The organism is uncultured Aquimarina sp., from assembly GCF_947500065.1.
GTDB lineage: Bacteria > Bacteroidota > Bacteroidia > Flavobacteriales > Flavobacteriaceae > Aquimarina.
Map to the genome: position 1 here is coordinate 762,328 of NZ_CANMQT010000002.1, position 17,244 is coordinate 779,571.

The 17,244-nt window shown below is 31.6% G+C and carries 23 protein-coding genes; 21 read left to right on the plus strand and 2 right to left on the minus strand.

Going from position 1 to position 17,244, the window contains the following annotated elements; genetic code table 11:
* Window positions 1-99: 99 nt before the first annotated feature.
* The 14 genes from Q0975_RS08765 to Q0975_RS08825 all read left to right on the plus strand — a co-directional run bounded on the left by Q0975_RS08765 (window position 100) and on the right by Q0975_RS08825 (window position 9,890).
* Complete coding sequence (locus Q0975_RS08765) at window positions 100-948, plus strand: hypothetical protein (RefSeq protein ID WP_299435384.1); 849 nt, start codon at window positions 100-102, stop codon at window positions 946-948.
* 167 nt (window positions 949-1,115) lie between these two features.
* Window positions 1,116-1,454 carry an NHLP leader peptide family RiPP precursor gene (locus Q0975_RS08770; RefSeq protein ID WP_299435387.1) on the plus strand — a complete coding sequence of 113 codons (339 nt, stop codon included), beginning with the start codon at window positions 1,116-1,118 and terminating at the stop codon, window positions 1,452-1,454.
* 16 nt (window positions 1,455-1,470) lie between these two features.
* Window positions 1,471-3,453: an adenylate/guanylate cyclase domain-containing protein gene (locus Q0975_RS08775; protein WP_299435389.1), complete on the plus strand. Its 1,983-nt coding sequence runs from the start codon at window positions 1,471-1,473 to the stop codon at window positions 3,451-3,453.
* A 104-nt stretch (window positions 3,454-3,557) separates the two neighbouring features.
* A complete protein-coding gene (locus Q0975_RS08780; protein ID WP_299435391.1) occupies window positions 3,558-3,896 on the plus strand; it encodes an NHLP leader peptide family RiPP precursor in 339 nt (112 codons plus the stop codon).
* Window positions 3,897-3,995: 99 nt separating this feature from the next.
* A complete protein-coding gene (locus tag Q0975_RS08785; protein ID WP_299435393.1) occupies window positions 3,996-4,337 on the plus strand; it encodes an NHLP leader peptide family RiPP precursor in 342 nt (113 codons plus the stop codon).
* A 50-nt stretch (window positions 4,338-4,387) separates the two neighbouring features.
* The gene (locus Q0975_RS08790) at window positions 4,388-4,705 is read left to right on the plus strand and encodes an NHLP leader peptide family RiPP precursor (RefSeq protein ID WP_299435395.1); all 318 of its coding nucleotides are present in this window, start codon (window positions 4,388-4,390) and stop codon (window positions 4,703-4,705) included.
* Window positions 4,706-4,770: 65 nt separating this feature from the next.
* Window positions 4,771-6,681 (plus strand): type 2 lanthipeptide synthetase LanM, encoded by a 1,911-nt coding sequence (gene lanM, locus Q0975_RS08795; RefSeq protein ID WP_299435397.1) that lies wholly within the window; start codon window positions 4,771-4,773, stop codon window positions 6,679-6,681.
* Window positions 6,682-6,798: 117 nt separating this feature from the next.
* Window positions 6,799-6,969 carry a class I lanthipeptide gene (locus tag Q0975_RS28505; protein ID WP_366888445.1) on the plus strand — a complete coding sequence of 57 codons (171 nt, stop codon included), beginning with the start codon at window positions 6,799-6,801 and terminating at the stop codon, window positions 6,967-6,969.
* 91 nt (window positions 6,970-7,060) lie between these two features.
* A complete protein-coding gene (locus Q0975_RS08800) occupies window positions 7,061-7,222 on the plus strand; it encodes a class I lanthipeptide (protein ID WP_299435399.1) in 162 nt (53 codons plus the stop codon).
* A 274-nt stretch (window positions 7,223-7,496) separates the two neighbouring features.
* Window positions 7,497-8,234, plus strand: a complete 738-nt coding sequence (locus Q0975_RS08805) for a DUF3667 domain-containing protein (RefSeq protein WP_299435401.1) — start codon at window positions 7,497-7,499, stop codon at window positions 8,232-8,234.
* A 144-nt stretch (window positions 8,235-8,378) separates the two neighbouring features.
* Window positions 8,379-8,531 carry a class I lanthipeptide gene (locus Q0975_RS08810; RefSeq protein ID WP_299435403.1) on the plus strand — a complete coding sequence of 51 codons (153 nt, stop codon included), beginning with the start codon at window positions 8,379-8,381 and terminating at the stop codon, window positions 8,529-8,531.
* A gap of 284 nt (window positions 8,532-8,815) precedes the next feature.
* A complete protein-coding gene (locus tag Q0975_RS08815) occupies window positions 8,816-8,992 on the plus strand; it encodes a class I lanthipeptide (protein WP_299435405.1) in 177 nt (58 codons plus the stop codon).
* Window positions 8,993-9,282: 290 nt separating this feature from the next.
* Window positions 9,283-9,441 carry a class I lanthipeptide gene (locus Q0975_RS08820; protein ID WP_299435407.1) on the plus strand — a complete coding sequence of 53 codons (159 nt, stop codon included), beginning with the start codon at window positions 9,283-9,285 and terminating at the stop codon, window positions 9,439-9,441.
* Between the two features lie 275 nt (window positions 9,442-9,716).
* The gene (locus Q0975_RS08825; RefSeq protein WP_155839739.1) at window positions 9,717-9,890 is read left to right on the plus strand and encodes a hypothetical protein; all 174 of its coding nucleotides are present in this window, start codon (window positions 9,717-9,719) and stop codon (window positions 9,888-9,890) included.
* Window positions 9,891-9,959: 69 nt separating this feature from the next.
* On the opposite strand, the gene Q0975_RS08830 is transcribed toward Q0975_RS08825, so the two are convergent.
* Window positions 9,960-10,664 carry a hypothetical protein gene (locus tag Q0975_RS08830; RefSeq protein WP_299435409.1) on the minus strand — a complete coding sequence of 235 codons (705 nt, stop codon included), beginning with the start codon at window positions 10,662-10,664 and terminating at the stop codon, window positions 9,960-9,962.
* A 47-nt stretch (window positions 10,665-10,711) separates the two neighbouring features.
* Window positions 10,712-11,299, minus strand: a complete 588-nt coding sequence (locus Q0975_RS08835; protein WP_299435411.1) for a riboflavin synthase — start codon at window positions 11,297-11,299, stop codon at window positions 10,712-10,714.
* A gap of 86 nt (window positions 11,300-11,385) precedes the next feature.
* Between Q0975_RS08835 and pdxA the strand changes: the two genes are divergently transcribed.
* The 7 genes from pdxA (at window position 11,386) to accC (ending at window position 17,212) form a co-directional block, all read left to right on the plus strand.
* Complete coding sequence (gene pdxA / locus Q0975_RS08840; RefSeq protein ID WP_299435413.1) at window positions 11,386-12,453, plus strand: 4-hydroxythreonine-4-phosphate dehydrogenase PdxA; 1,068 nt, start codon at window positions 11,386-11,388, stop codon at window positions 12,451-12,453.
* A gap of 329 nt (window positions 12,454-12,782) precedes the next feature.
* Entirely contained in the window at window positions 12,783-13,058 is a 276-nt protein-coding gene (locus Q0975_RS08845) for a hypothetical protein (RefSeq protein ID WP_299435415.1), read from the plus strand.
* Between the two features lie 172 nt (window positions 13,059-13,230).
* On the plus strand, window positions 13,231-13,770 hold the full coding sequence (locus Q0975_RS08850; protein ID WP_299435417.1) for a DUF177 domain-containing protein: 540 nt from the start codon (window positions 13,231-13,233) through the stop codon (window positions 13,768-13,770).
* Between the two features lie 10 nt (window positions 13,771-13,780).
* Entirely contained in the window at window positions 13,781-13,978 is a 198-nt protein-coding gene (gene rpmF / locus Q0975_RS08855; RefSeq protein WP_027394691.1) for a 50S ribosomal protein L32, read from the plus strand.
* A 272-nt stretch (window positions 13,979-14,250) separates the two neighbouring features.
* On the plus strand, window positions 14,251-15,246 hold the full coding sequence (locus Q0975_RS08860; RefSeq protein WP_299435419.1) for a beta-ketoacyl-ACP synthase III: 996 nt from the start codon (window positions 14,251-14,253) through the stop codon (window positions 15,244-15,246).
* Window positions 15,247-15,274: 28 nt separating this feature from the next.
* The gene (accB, locus tag Q0975_RS08865; protein ID WP_299435421.1) at window positions 15,275-15,769 is read left to right on the plus strand and encodes an acetyl-CoA carboxylase biotin carboxyl carrier protein; all 495 of its coding nucleotides are present in this window, start codon (window positions 15,275-15,277) and stop codon (window positions 15,767-15,769) included.
* Between the two features lie 90 nt (window positions 15,770-15,859).
* Window positions 15,860-17,212, plus strand: a complete 1,353-nt coding sequence (gene accC, locus Q0975_RS08870) for an acetyl-CoA carboxylase biotin carboxylase subunit (protein WP_299435423.1) — start codon at window positions 15,860-15,862, stop codon at window positions 17,210-17,212.
* Window positions 17,213-17,244: the final 32 nt, after the last annotated feature.

A 17,244-nucleotide genomic window follows, 5' to 3' on the forward strand; every position in this document is an offset into this window, starting at 1 on the left:
ATTTCTAAACAGAAAAAAGTAGGTTTTATCAGTTATTTTGGCGCTTTTATACTTCATCTAGCGGATATCTTTATATCCTAATCAGTAAACTATATTAGTATGGAGGGTAATCGTGAAGAAATTATGAAGTTACTTGAAGAAATGGCTATTGCAAATTCAAGTAAACAGGACATTTTAAAAATTAAAAATCTACTCCTAAAATATAACAAAGGATTCCGTTTAGCTAAGGAAAAAGAATTTAATAAAGCACAAAGTGTTTTCCTTAACGCAGATATTGTCCTGCATTATCAATTCAAGGAAGGTAGTTTTGAATATTATTTTATCCAATTGTTCGCAATATCATCAAAATCATATTTAGAATTTAAGATGAATAACAAAGAGCAAGCAATTGTACTCACTAAAAAAGGTATAGAATACTCAATTCTCTTACAAGAGTATCAGTCATCTCATAATATAATGGGAGTATTTATATCACAAATGTTAGAGAACTTAGCTAAAATCCATTTGTTAAGTAAAGAAACTAAAGATTGGTATGATATAACATTAGAGAATATTCATTTCCTCTTGAATTTTTCTAGACCTAGAAATTGTCAAGATTTTGATATCTCAAGGTTCAAAAAAACACCGCTGCAGTTAAGGTATTCAAAACTTATATCAGTTTTAAATGATGTATTAATCAACATTACCAAGTTTAAAGTAACAAATGGTCAAAAGTTGATAGAATCAATAATCATTAACGATAAGTCAGACCCTATTATTACTCTAATTGATTCCTGGGTCGAATTAAACGTTTGTATAAACAAGCAACATACACAAACGGATGTATTTAATACAACGTATAACAATTTTTTAGAATCAGAACATAACAATTATGATTTACAAAATCTAAAACTATTTTTAGAATACAGAATTAAGGAAGAAGGAATACAACTTTATGAAGTGGTTTAAAAATGTTTGGCCCATTTCGATTATTAGTTTACTCTTAAAACCGCAATCAATTGTCCACAAACATTAAAACATCAGAGTTGTTAATAGGTTTTTTGTCAGTTCTTTTGACATTTTTATCATTCATATCAAAAGTATCTTTACACTAAGTCAATAATAAAACAAGCGTCATGGAACTTACTAAAGAACAAAAATTATTTCAAACCATTATACACAAGTCTTGGGAGGATGAGACTTTTAAGCAAGAGTTAATTACAAATCCAATACCTACAATAGAAAATCTGGGTAATGTATCTTTAAAAGTACCTGAAGGTAAAACTATTATTGTTTGTGATCAGACAGACGAATCTATTGTATATATAAACATTCCCGTTAGACAAACAATAGATGATATGGAACTCACTGAGGAACAATTAGAAATTATTGCAGGTGGAGGTGATCCTAGTGCAGTTCTACAAAACTCAGCAAACCCTAATCCTCTTCCTGGTGTTGGTATAGTTGGAGGTTAGGATAAGATATCAAATAATGCGCAAAGCAAACAGCACATATTACCCTAAAAAAGAGAAACAAAAATTAAGAATGTTTCTCTTTTTTGTTTCAATATCATTTTTTCTAATAGGCCAAGCTCAGTCTAAAGTCGATGGAAGAAAGAGTATTGCAGACAGTTTATTAACGATTAGTAAGCAAGAAGTAAAAAAAGGTGATTTTGATAAAGCGCTTACTTCCGTTGAAAATGGGTTGACGATTTTCAAAGAAATAGAAAATGATAAATCTATAGGCGATTGCTATAATCAAATTGCCACTATTCATTATTATCAAGGAGAATTTTATAAAGCACTAACAAACTTTGAGCATAGCAAGTCATATTTTAAAAAGGCCAATTTTGAAAACGGAATTGCTTCTTCTACAAACAATAAAGGCGCTATTCACTATTATTTAGGAAATTATTCTAAAGCCTTAGATCATTATAAAATAGCCGTAAAACTTCACGAACAACTAAACAATGAAGCCCAAGTTGCTGGAACCACTCAAAATATAGGTAATATCTATTTAATACTTAAGGATTATACAACTGCTAAAAAGTATTACAAAATTGCCGAAAAAATATATAGAAAAACAGCTAATGAAAAGGCACTTTCTTTAGTGTTAAGTAGTATCGGAGATATTGATCTAAAAGAAGAAAACTACGACGCTGCCTTACTTAACTTTGAAACTTCTTTAGAGTTAGCAACTAAAAACGAAGCAAAACAAACCCAGGCCGAAGTTCTTTTCAACATCGGAAAATTATATGAAGTAAAAAATGAACTTGAAAAATCATTAATACACTACAATCAATCCCTAAAAATCTCCATAGAAACAAAAAGCAGTCTTCACGAAAGCTCCGCTCTTATAGCCTTAGGAAGTATTAAACATAAGCTTGGTAAAAAAATCGAGGCTATAAAAAAGTGCGAAAGTGGTTTAGAAATAGCAAAAAAAGTAAATTCAGTTTCCATACAAGAAGAAGCCTGTAAATGTTTATATGATGCGTATAAATCAGTAAACAATTCTTCCAAAGCATTGCTATACAATGAGCAAATGTATCAGTTAAGAGATAGTTTAAATTTAAAACAAACTTCAGATAAAATCTTAAACATGGAATTTGAAAAGAAAACCATTCTAGATAGTATCTCTAATGTTGAAAAAGAAAGAGTTTTAAAACGTAAACATAAGGAAGAAGTAAAAAAGAAAGAGAAGCAACGTAACATATTTGTTGTAGCTGTTTGTTTTGCAATCATCATTGCTTTTGCCATCCTGAGTAGGCTTAATTATGTAAGGAAATCGAAAGCCAGATTGCAGGTTGAGAAGGACCGATCAGAACATTTATTACATAATATCTTACCGGAAGAGGTAGCCGAAGAATTAAAAGAAAAAGGATATGTAGATGCTCAGGATTTTGAGACCGCTTCTGTACTCTTTACCGATTTTAAATCATTTACCGAAACGGCCTCTCGCCTAACACCTCAAGAATTAGTTGAAGAAATAAATGTCTGTTTCAAGGCTTTTGACGAAATCATGGAACAGTATCAGATCGAAAAAATCAAAACTATTGGTGATGCCTATATGGCGGCAGGTGGAATACCTAAGCCAGATGTCAATGCTGTTAAAAATACAGTTCTGGCGGCAATCGAAATGCAAATATTCGTCGCAAAAAGAAAGCTAGAAAATGAAGCTAAAAACAAACCAGCTTTTGATATGCGGGTTGGTATTCACGTAGGGCCAATAGTAGCTGGAATAGTAGGAGTTAAAAAATTTCAATACGATGTTTGGGGAGACACTGTAAATATTGCAAGTCGTATGGAAAGCAATGGAGCTATAGGAAAAGTAAATATCAGCCATAAAACTTACCTCTTAATAAAAGATCAAAAAGACTTGGTTTTTGACTATCGTGGTGAAATTACTGCTAAAGGAAAGGGTAAACTAGCAATGTACTTTGTTACACTACATCATTTGATGTCGGATCAGACGTAACCTAAATTATAAGAAACAGTTTTGTCAGTTCTTTTGGCATTTTTACACCTAAATAGACAGATATCTTTACACCATCATTAACAAAGAACATAAAGTATTTGAATATGAAACTTACAGATAAACAAAAAAAGTCTCAAGAATTATTACAAAAAATAATAAACAAGGCTTGGGAAAATACTGAATTTAAAGAGGAGTTAATAGCGAATCCTATTGCAGCTATAGAAAAAGCAACTGGAGAGCGAGTTCGTTTACCTGAAGGAAAAACATTGGTTGTAAAAGACCAAACAAATGAATCTACGATTTATATCAACATTCCTGCAGAACCTAAAATGGAAGATATGGAGTTGAATGAAGAGCAGTTAGAAACTATAGCAGGAGGAGGTAGTATCTGGCCGATATCCATACCTACGTTGCCAACCGATCCTGATCAAGATGGGTATTAACACAATCATTTTTGTCAGATCTTTTGGCATTTTTAACAAGAATTAAAGAACTTATTTTACATCGAGTTAGATCAGTAATAACAATTAAAATTTTACATTATGGAACAAACAAAAAATCAAAGATTACTTCAAGAAGTAGTTGTTAAAGCTTGGGAAGATACTGCATTTAAAAAAGAATTTGTATCAAATCCTTTAGAAGCTGTAAAAAAACTAACAGGAGAAACTTTAGAGCTACCTAAAGGAAAAGAATTAGTAGTTATAGATAGTTCGGATGAAAACAAAGTCTATGTAAACATTCCAACAAAAAGTGTTCCCTTAGAAGATGTCGAATTAAGTGATGAAGAACTAGAAAAAGTGGCTGGTGGTACTATGACGGATGATACTATTATAGATTCTTGTTTCGGGCCTTGTGGAGATGATTTCCCTTGGTTGACCTATTAAAAAAGTAACAAATCAAAATCAAATATACATTAACATTAAATTTTAAAATTATGAGCTTACAAGAAAGTCAAGAAAAAACAAATGAATTTACACAACAATTAATCAACTTATGTTGGGCAGATGAAAACTTCAAGCAAGAATTAATTTCTAACCCAAGAAAAACGATTGAAAAAATGGGAGCTAACGTTGCTGGTGATGTAAAAATCGCTGTTAACGATCAAACAGATGCATCTGTATTTAACATTAACATACCTCCTACACCTGAGAGTGTTGAGCTATCAGAAAAGGAATTAGAAGCTGTTTCTGGAGGAAGTGATTACTTTAGTTCTTGGTTTTGTAATAATGATGTTACTATTATCAACAATTAAGAATTACAACTTTAAAAGGCGCAGAAACTTCTGCGCCTTTTAAATTAATTAAACATTACTTTTTGATGCAAAACCTTGATTTCTTCAGAGAATTAAATACTGCTACTTTATTTCCATATGAAAAACTAACTCATAATCGGAAATATACTTCTATAGAAGAAAAAGAGAATTTTTTCTATATCGATCTACTAAAAAAAAGTATCTGTAAAAATAATTCTGAAGAATCCTTCAAGAAATATTGTGTTTTAAATAATTTCAGTCAAAAGGACTTACAGGTATTAGTTTCTGAAAACTTACATCAAGACAAGAAACTTGCTGACTGGATATACGTATTAGAAGAATCTTTAGAATACATAGATATTAGTACAATTTCGTTTTCAAAAGAAACACAAGAGGTTCCCTTTCATCAATTACTATCTCCATTTGTTGAGTTATGCTTTTTCAATCTTAGAAAAAATTTAATCGATAAGGGAGTAAAGGAACCTACCTCTAAAGTAATCAACCGTTTAAAAAAAACATTATATAAGGAGTTATTTATTCTTTCTAACGCAGTTTTTTTTGAAGAATTTTCAGATTTTTTAAACGACAGTAAAAAAAGCACCTTTAATCCAAATACTGAGGAGGATTATTGTTATAAGAAATTTATAGAAAAAAATATAGAAGATAAACTCCAAACCATCTTCGTCAAATTTCCTGTATTAGCCAGGTTAATTGCAACGAAAGTTCATCGATACACTCTTTTTGTCACTAATTTATTTGAAAGATTTGCTAAAGATACATTAGAAATTGAAAGTCATTTCAAAGTAAAGCTAGGGGATATCAAAGAAATCCATCTGAACGCTGGGGATCAGCATAATGGAGAAACTACAGCTATATTAGAGTTTCCAAATTCATTTAAATTAGTTTACAAACCCACTAACCTTTCCATAACATTAGCATACAATCAATTTTTAGATTGGATTAATCAAAGTTTAAATGAAAATTTAAAAAGTTTTAAAATTTTAGATAAATCAGATTATGGTTGGATAGAATTTGTAAAGGCTTTAGAATGCAAAACTACCAAAGACGTTAAAACCTATTACAAAAGAACAGGAATTTTGTCCGGTATGGCATATTTCTTAAATTCTAGAGATTATCATTATGAAAATGTAATTGCTTCAGGGAATTCTCCGGTCTTGATTGACCACGAAACTATAATTGGCCCTGAATTAAAATCTAACCTATATGATAAAGCAAACAAGTCTGATAAAACCATTTTAGAAAGCATGTTACTCCCTAGTTATGAGGAAGATATAACTAAGAAATGTGGTTTCGGATCCATTAAACAAAAGAATAATGGAAACTTTGTGTTTTACAAAATAATAAATTGTAACAAAGATAACATGAAGAAAGCACCTCAATTTGGTGCTCAAAGAAATGATTTAGTCCATATTCCAAAAAAAGATAATGAGTTACAATTTCTGGAAAACTACAAATCAGATTTTTTTGAAGGATTAAATTCCTTTTATAATTTAATCTTAGAAAACAAAGAATTTTTAATCTCTAAAGAATCACCTTTAGAACATTTTGAAAATAAAAAAATAAGACACATTATTAGACCAACAAAGGTTTATGCAAAACTATTACTACTATTGAACAATCCGAAGTATCTAAAAGATGCAACGGCCTATGGTTTAAAATTAGAATTATTAGCAAGAACTTACCTAATGTATGATCTTTTAAGTATTGATATATTAGGATCCGAAAGAGAGCAAATAACCTTAGGAGACATTCCTGTATTTTACACTATTTCTTCATCTGACCATATAACCTTGCCAAATGGAAAAACTGCGAATCTATTTGAAAAAAGCGCGGTGGCAAGTGTAAAAGAAAACATCAAAAATGCTTGTATAGAAGATTTAGAGCATCAGATAAGTCTCATAAATGAAGTGCTGTCTTTATCTCAAGGTGCCAAAAAAGTAGCCCAGACCATTTAATAATAAGCACGCACTTCCTAAAATTGATTCTCGAAGACACTTTTCACAAGTTGTTTTGTCATTTTTAACATTAAATCCAAAACTATCTTTAAGTTATAATTTAAACTTATAATTATTATGAAGACTAAAAATCTGAAGACTACGAAAAAAATTAATTTGAACAAAATGAAAATCGCTACGCTTTCAAAGGCTGAAAAAAATCAAGTTAATGGAGGAGGGGGCATCTACTTCTTTCATTCTTGGATCTGCTGGGAAACTGAAGAAGAAGAGGAACAAGAACAATGTTAACACGTTGATAATTAAGGGGAATATTGTTCTCTCTACCTTGATTTTCGGGTAAAACTTAAACTTTTATGTATAACTTTAAATGATAAATATTATGAAAACTAAAAATGAGAACTTTGCAAAAAAAATTAACTTGAGTAAAATGAAGATTGCTTCTCTTTCTAGAGCTGAAAAAAATCAAGTTTTAGGAGGAGCAAGTTGGGCTCCCATGCCAAGCTGGTTCTGCGAAAAAGAAGAAGAAGAAGAAGAGTGTTAATAAGCTGCATAAGTTTCAAGTAAATTTATTGCGTAGATATAATTTAGGTGGGCTTTAAAACCTACCTAAATTTTTTCGTTTAATCTTAATAGCATCCTTCTCCATAGAAGATTTAAATTAATAGTCTTTAGAAAGCTCTTCCTTAAAAACTATTATAACTGGAATGTATCTCGAAATTAAAGTATTTGATATCGGATAATGAAAGAGTTTATAACTTGTTGCTATCAATATAAAAAAGACTTTACAATTTCAAATACAATTGTATTTTTGTGAAATGCCTGAGAAAAAGTGTTTAAACTGTAATTACGATATAGAAAATAATTTTTGTTCACATTGTGGACAAAAAACATCTACTCATCAATTTTCTTGGAAATACTTTCTTATAAATGACTTCATTTACGGAGCTTTTAAGCTTGAAAAAGGATTTTTTTTTACAATTAAAGAACTTTTTACAAGACCTGGGCATAGCATAAGAGAGTATGTTAAAGGTAAGAGAGTGCATCACTTTAATTATTTTAGTTTACTACTTGTAATCCTTGCAATAAACCATTTTATTGGGAATTATTCTTCTGTAAGAGCAGTAGATTTATACGGAGCAGATGAAGTAACAGGGTATCTAAAAATTTCCAGAGATTATAATGCAATTATAAAAATATTGTATATCCCCTTTTGGTCCGTGGTAACTTTTTTATTCTTCCGGAAAAGCAAACAAAAATATATTGAAAACATTGTAATGAATATGTATATGATGTGCGGATTGTTAACCATATACCTTTTATTTTCTTTACTTACTGTATTTTATGCTAACGTTGAAGGTTTAAAAACAATTAAAAGTTTTATACCTCTATTTACATTACTGTATTTCACGTATTTTTTGTATCAATATTTTTCTGTTTTTCAGTATAACAAATTTCTTCTTCTATTCAGAATTTTACTAGTAGCTCTCATACTAATGTTTATTCAATCATCAGTAATTAAAACAATTAACGAAATTGGAGAACTATTTTTTTAATGAATGAAATTTTTACTTCAGATTCTTTTAGATAATCAACTCCTCTAATAAGTTTGATTAACTTCTAATCCTTTTTAACAGCTTCTTTGGCAACTTTGACCTTAAAATCTAAACTATCTTTAGTTAAAACTTTAAATAAGTACTATGAAAACTAAAGATGAAAATTTTGTCCAAAAAATCAAATTAAACAAAATAAAAATTGCCACGCTTTCCAGAGATGCAAAAAAACATGTTTTAGGAGGAAGTATGGATTTTCCGAGCTTTTTCTGTGAAGAAAAAGAAAAAGAAATATGTTAAAACGCTTCAAGTAAATTTATTGTGCAGTTAGAATTCAGGTAGGTCTTAAAACCTACCTGAAATTTTCATTTAATTATAAGAGCATCGTTCTGAATGGAAAATTTTAAACAATAAACAAAATTGGAGAGCTATTTTTTTAATGAATTAAATTTTTACTTCAGATTCTTTTAGATAATCAACTCCTCTAATAAGTTTGATTAACTCCTAATCCTTTTTAACAGCTTCTTTGGCAACTTTGACCTTAAAACCTAAACTATCTTTAGTTAAAACTTTAAATAAGTATTATGAAAACTAAAGATAAAGGATTTGCAAAAAAAATTAAATTGGACAAAATGAAAATTGCTACTCTTTCCAGAGATCAGAAAAGACAAGTTTCAGGGGGGTGCGAATTAGAACTTACCTGGACGTGGGTACTTTGTTGTGTAGACCCAATAGAAGAACTTAATTCTGTTTCATGTTAACTTTTCAAATAAATAAGAACACTGTTTGTTTATCAATCTTCTAAACACAACAGTGTTTCTTAAATTCTATTAAAAATAGAATATGGCCTATAATTGATGTGCTCTTAACCCGAGAATTTTATGGAATTCACGCAAGATTTTTTTTAATGTATCCTACTAAGATTCAAAATAGATTCTAATTATTGAAACGACACAATAAAATCTATTTACTATTTTTTTATCAGTCTTTTTGTCATTTTTATCAGGAAAACAAAAGATATCTTTAATTAGAATTCAAACTGATAATTATTATGAAAACTAAAGATGAAAATTTTGCCAAAAAAATTAAATTGGATAAAATGAAAATTGCCACGCTTTCTAGAGATGAAAAAAGGCAAGTTTCAGGAGGATTGCTATGGACATGGCTAGCTTGCCCAATGGATCCTACTGATGAGAACATAGCTAATTAGTTACTTTCTTGAAAACTGTCATCTATAGAGAGAATTTTACGTTTTTCAATCCTATAAAAACCTTATCCACTGTCAAAATTAAAGTAAACAGAAACAGGCTAACCAAATGAAAAGCAATTGATTAAACATGTTTTGTTAATAAAACATAATAAAATAATTTTTAAAATAGAATCATCCACTATACATTTACTTTTTTAGATCACTACATTCTGGCATGTTTTTTGGGGAAAGAACATCAGTAATGATAAAGGGAATACAAATCAAAACTTGTGATTATGCAGTATAAAGTAATTGATACCAAAAGCCAACATTTTGGCAAAGTATTGGATTTTAAGTCGTGTGCAGATGTTAAAGATTTAGGTGGCGTAATTTTAAAAATAGATGAAGAAACATTTTCTCTCTTTCGATTTAATGAAGTAGAAAAAATAGACACGATTCTTGCTAGCTAAAGAAGTATCTTCTATCTATTCTTCAGATTTTAAACGAATTGAAGTAACCTAATTTTTCTTATTGTACTACTACTGGATTATCTTTTCTAAAGAGATGATCACATCATCAATCCATATATTACGTGTTCCACCACCGGTTTGATAATCTACCCAACCTACTAGTAAATTTTCCATAACAGGAAACTTCCATCGACCATTAGTGCCATTTTCTACACAACCTTCTCCACTGCCAACTACAGTAATAGATCCTATTGATGCGCTATCCAACCATAATTGCATAGTATCTTTGTTTCCATTAAAATACCATTGCAGTGTAAACCATTTACCTTCTGGTATTTTTGTTTCAGCATGTTTCCAGCAGTCACTTTTTACACCTTGTGTTTCATAATTAGCCATCAACTTTTTATTATGTTGACCACCATAACGAATTTCTGAAAAATAATCTACACCTTTTACTTTACCAGAACTTTGGATCATCGTCCAATGGATTCCATCAGGAGAAGCTTCTTCTACATACATTTTTAGACTCCCATAATATGCATTATCCTTTAGCGGAAAAATATGATCAATACCCAAAAAAGCACGATTTTGATAACCTTCACCAGTAACAAAATGCACGGACTTGCTACCACTAAATGATTTTGTATCATCAACAACTGCAATACCTTTACCTGTTTTCTTCCAAGGTTCTTCTGGTGTTTTACCAACCGTATATTCTTCGAAGCTATCTATATAAAGAACGTTATTAGTTTCATTACAGGAAAGGAATGACATGAAAATTATTAATATTAAAAATCTTTCCTTCGTTTTCATAGATATATCTACCCTAATTCTGTAATTCTTTTTACATATTTACCAATAACATCAAACTCTAAGTTTACAATAGTACCTATTTTAAATGTACTGAAATTGGTATGCTCGTACGTAAACGGAATAATTGCTACGCTAAATTCATTCTTTTTAGAATTCACAACTGTTAGGCTTACCCCATTAACAGTAACCGAACCCTTTTCTATGGTAATATTACTCAAAGAAGGATCATACTCAAAAGTAAAATACCAACTCCCATCTGCCTCTTTAATATCTGTACAGACAGCAGTTTGATCTACATGACCCTGCACAATATGACCATCCAAACGAGCACCCAGTTTCATACCTCGTTCTAAATTTACAACCTGTCCTTCTATAAGATCACTAAGGTTTGTCTTGTCTAATGTCTCTTTAATTGCAGTAACAGTGTACATATCGTCTTCAATTGACACTACTGTTAGACACACTCCATTATGCGCAACGCTTTGATCAATTTTTAACTCAGAAGTGAAATTCGCACGAACAGTAATATCTAAATTTTCCTGATCCGTTTTTAGATTAGTAACTGTTCCTAATTCTTCGATGATTCCTGTAAACATAAATGCGAATTATTTAGTTAAATTTGTGACCTCAAAATTTGTGGTCTGTTTTTCAGATTTCAAAAATACTTATAAAGTAGATTATAATGAAGAAAGAAGAAAAAATAAGATTAGGTATATCTATAGGTGACCTAAATGGTATCGGAAGTGAAGTAGCGCTCAAAACTTTTGAAGATCCGCGAATGCTGGATTTCTGTACTCCCGTAATTTTTGCATCTGTTAAGATTCTTTCTTTTCTAAAAAAGCAATACAGCCTTAATGTGAATCTTCATGGCATTGATAAAACTTCTCAAATTCTGGATGGCAAAATAAATGTGCTCAATGTATGGAAAGAAGGAGTTGATATTAATTTTGGCCAAGAGGATGAAAAAATTGGAACATACGCTATTAAATCATTAAAATCAGCCACTACTGCACTAAAAAATGATGAAATAGATGTACTGGTAACTGCACCCATTAATAAACACAGCATCCAATCTGAAGATTTTAATTTTCCAGGACATACGGATTACTTAGATCAAGAACTTGATGGAAACAGCTTGATGTTTATGATCACCGATACATTAAAAGTAGGATTACTTACTGACCACGTTGCTGTAAAAGATATTGCGGACACCATCACCCCAGAACTTATAGAACAAAAAATAGACACCATTTATAATGCCTTAAAGCAAGATTTTGGGATCAGCAAACCAAAAATAGCAGTTTTAGGGATCAATCCTCACAGTGGAGATAACGGTGTAATTGGCAAAGAAGATGAAGAAATACTAAAACCTACCATTAACAAGATTAATGAATCTGGTAAATTGGTATATGGCCCATATGCTGCAGATAGCTTTTTTGGTTCGGATAGTTATAAAGCATTTGATGCAATTGTAGCTTCATATCATGATCAAGGGCTAATTCCTTTTAAAACATTATCCTTCGGAAAAGGTGTTAATTATACTGCTGGATTAAATAAAGTACGTACTTCCCCTGATCACGGGACTGCTTTTGAAATTGCAGGAAAAAACAAAGCGGATAACGGATCTTTCAAAGAAGCTGTTTTTGCCTCTTTGAAAATTTTCAAAAACAGGCAAGAATATAGTGAACTGACTAAGAACCCATTAAAAAAACAGCCTCGAAAACCTCAATTTAAAGGAAACAAAGAATAAGAATGTGAGTATTGGAGAGATGAGTCTCTAAGGAATTAACTAGAATAAGATCTAAAAACACGAAAAATATAAAACTTAATATCTTGCCAACAGATTCTCTTTATAAATTCTTATCTATTTTTGGGTTAGTTTCGATGCTTTACTGCTTCTCGTATCCTATTGATATATTCTTTCAATTACACAAAGATATTAACGTTAATGACGATGAATTTTTTACTAAAGAAATCAAGTAGAATTATATTCTTTAACTAAGAAAGATTCTTTGGGTAATGGAATAATTTAGACGTTTAAATAATATTTCTGAAGAAATACCTGTTATTTATTTACAGATGCGCTTAATTGCGAAAAAAGAAAAATGGCAAACAAGAAATTCAAATAATACGATTACTGGGTTTCAAATACTAGGGATTTTATCAATGATTGTTATGGTATTTGGTGTAATTCTATGGTATAAAAAAGATAAATTATTTAAGGATAAGATTACCAAGAAAAATTATGAAGATGCATTGGAAAAACCCAAAATAAAAGAAAATTCTAAACAAGAATTTGTCGAAACCGGAGATGATAATGAACATAAAAATTTAGACTCAGATACAAATCTTTGATCCAGTAATTTGTACTAAAAAGCGATCTCACAAACTCAAATACTCATCTCCTAACTAGCTAAATACTAACTTTCTGATATAATTTTATTTACAAAAATGATTTCATAACGATTTTTTGTTATCTTTGCACCCGCCTTTGCCGAATTGGCAGAGACTCGAAACTGACGATGAAATGAAACCACTAAAAGAGTTTAATATCCCTTTTGTTGGACTGAAGCAAGGATTACACAAGTTTGAGTATCAAATTGGCAATACGTTCTTCGAACATTTTGAGTATGACGAATTTAATGCATCTGCAATAAAAGTCGATCTGGAGTTTAACAAGAAAACAACTATGTTAGAACTTCAGTTTGTAGCTAATGGCACAATAAATGTCAATTGCGATGTCACCAATGAACCTTTTGATTTACCTATTAAAAATGAATTCTTTTTAGTAGTTAAATTCGGAGAAGAATATAACAATGAGAACGAAGAGATTCTTATTATTCCTTACGGAGAATATGAAATCAACGTTCAGCATTATATATATGAGCTTATTGTTTTAGGAGTACCTTCTAAACGAGTTCATCCTGGTGTCGAAGATGGAACATTAGAATCTGATATACTAGAAAAATTAGATGAATTAAGCCCAAAAGAGGAAACATTAGAAAATAATAACGAGGAAATTGATCCTCGTTGGGATAAATTAAAAAACTTATTAAACGATAAATAATAGCTAAGCAATGGCACATCCTAAGAGAAAAATCTCCAAAACAAGAAGAGATAAGAGAAGAACACATTATAAAGCTACTGTACCGCAAATAGCTACAGATCCTACAACAGGAGAAGCACATTTATACCACAGAGCACATTGGTTCGAAGGTAAATTATACTACCGTGGTCAAGTAATTATTGACAACACGGAAGAAGAAGTAGCATAAGCATACTGTTAAAATTCTAAAGAGAACTCTCACAAAAGTGAGAGTTTTTTTGTTTTTAGTTGAATATGTGTCAAAATCCCGTTATTTTGCGCCATATTTGCATGTAATTTAGTAATTTCAACCACTTTTTACGCACTTTGTGTGACAAGTACTGAAACGAGCTAAGTAATTTATTGATGCTAATTCCTGCGATGCAGGCACGCAACGGAGTTATTAGCGAATTCTATCTGAAACTAATATAAGAGAGATTCAGATGAAACTAAAATCAAGATATGAGTAAAATCACAGCCGCTATCACAGCTGTAGGCGCTTATGTGCCGGACTATGTGTTATCTAATGATATATTAGCAACCATGGTCGATACAAACGATGAATGGATCACTTCTCGTACTGGTATTAAAGAACGTAGATTACTAAAAGAAGAAGGTAAAGGAAGTTCTTTCTTAGGTATAAAAGCAGCAGAAGATTTAATCGCTAAAAAGAATCTCGACCCCAAAGAGATTGACATGGTTATCTTCGCAACTGCTACTCCTGATCTTCCCGTAGCTGCAACCGCAGCATACGCCGCTTCAGAAATAGGAGCAACCAATGCATTTTCTTATGACTTACAAGCAGCCTGTTCCAGTTTTCTATATGGGATGTCGACTGCAGCAAGTTATATTGAAGCAGGAAGATATAAAAAGATTTTGTTGATTGGAGCAGATAAAATGTCTTCAATTATCGATTATACTGATCGTACTACTTGTATCATTTTTGGTGATGGTGGTGGAGCAGTTCTTTTTGAACCTAATGAAGAAGGATTAGGACTACAAGACGAATATTTGCGTACGGATGGTGTAGGACGACAATTTCTTAAAATTGAAGCTGGTGGTTCTATTTTACCTCCATCAGAAGAAACGGTAGCAAATAGACAGCATTTTGTTCAACAAGATGGAAAATCAGTATTTAAATATGCTGTTTCTAATATGGCAGATGCAAGTACCAAAATCATGGAACGTAATAATATCAGTGGCGAAGATGTAGATTGGCTTATTGCACATCAAGCGAATAAACGTATTATCGATGCTACTGCAAATAGAATGAATCTGGACCCTAACAAAGTTCTTATGAACATTCATAGATATGGTAATACAACCTCAGCAACATTACCATTGTTATTAAGTGATTACGAAAAACAACTCAAAAAAGGAGACAACATAGTATTTGCCTCATTCGGTGGAGGCTTTACTTGGGGTTCTATTTTCTTAAAATGGGCCTATAATTCCTAAACAACTAAAACACACAATACCCAACATTATGGATTTAAAAGAAATTCAGAATTTAATCAAATTCGTAGCCAAATCTGGGGCTAGCGAAGTGAAGTTAGAGATGGAAGATGTAAAAATTACTATCAGAACAACTTCAGAAGAAAACAAAGAAACAACAATTGTACAGCAAATGCCTCTAGGTAATGCAGTCCCTGCTGCTCAACCAGTAGCACAAGTACAACAAACTGCAGCACCTGTTGCTGCTGAAACTTCAGCTGCAAGTAGTGAAGAAGACAATTCTAAATACATCACTATAAAATCTCCTATCATAGGAACACTTTATAGAAAGCCATCTCCAGACAAGTCAAATTTTATAGAAGTAGGAGATAGTATCAAAGAAGGAGATGTACTTTGTATTATCGAAGCGATGAAGCTTTTCAATGAAATTGAAAGTGAAGTTTCAGGTAAAATCGTTAAAGTTTTAGCTGATGATAATTCTCCTGTAGAATTTGATCAACCATTATTCTTAGTAGACCCATCATAACCCAATTTTAAAATTCCAATTGACAAATCCCAAAATCCAATAATATGGAATTTGGAACATGGAATTTGAGATTTTTAAATTTAGAACGTTATGTTTAAAAAAATTCTAATTGCCAATAGAGGTGAGATTGCAATGCGTGTAATCAGAACCTGTAAAGAAATGGGTATAAAATCTGTAGCAGTATATTCTACTGCTGATGCAGAAAGTTTACATGTTCGTTTTGCTGATGAAGCTGTTTGTATTGGTCCAGCGCCTAGTAGCGAATCATACCTTAAAATGTCTAACATTATAGCAGCTGCAGAAATTACAAATGCAGATGCTATACACCCAGGATACGGATTCTTATCGGAAAACGCCAAATTCTCTAAAATTTGTGAAGAGCACGAAATAAAGTTTATTGGTGCTAGTGCTGAGATGATTGACAGAATGGGAGACAAAGCATCCGCTAAATCAACTATGATCGAAGCTGGAGTTCCTTGTGTACCAGGAAGTGAAGGTGTTATCCCTGACTTCGAAACATGTATAAAAGTAGCTAAAGAAACTGGTTACCCAGTAATGCTTAAAGCTAGTGCTGGAGGTGGAGGAAAAGGGATGCGTGCTGTTTGGAAAAAAGAAGACCTGCAAAATGCTTGGGAATCTGCTAGACAAGAAAGTAAAGCTGCCTTTGGTAATGATGATATGTACATGGAGAAACTTATTGAGGAACCTCGTCATATCGAAATCCAAATTGTAGGTGATAGTAATGGTAGAGCATGCCACTTATCTGAAAGAGATTGTTCTGTACAACGAAGACATCAAAAACTTACTGAAGAAACTCCTTCTCCATTCATGACAGATGAATTAAGAGAAGAAATGGGAAAGGCAGCCGTAAAAGCGGCAGAATATATCAAATATGAAGGAGCCGGAACTGTAGAATTCTTAGTAGATAAACATCGTAATTTCTACTTTATGGAGATGAATACTCGTATTCAGGTAGAACACCCCATAACTGAGCAAGTAGTAGATTATGACTTAATCAGAGAACAAATATTAGTAGCAGCTGGAGTGCCAATTTCTGGTAAAAATTATTATCCGCAGTTACACTCTATAGAATGTAGAATCAACGCCGAAGATCCTTACAAGGATTTCCGTCCTTCTCCTGGTAAAATAACTAATTTACACCTTCCTGGAGGACACGGAGTTCGTATTGATACTCATGTATATAGTGGATATACTATCCCACCAAATTATGACTCTATGATTGCTAAATTGATTACGACCGCGCAGACTCGTGAGGAAGCAATCAATAAAATGAAAAGAGCTCTTGATGAATTTGTGGTAGAAGGAATAAAAACCACGGTTCCTTTTCATAGACAATTGATGGATCATCCGGATTATGTTTCTGGAGATTATACAACCAAGTTTATGGAGGATTTTGAAATGGAAGAACCAAAAGACGACTAATCAACATTTAAGCCTCAGCAATGAGGCTTTTT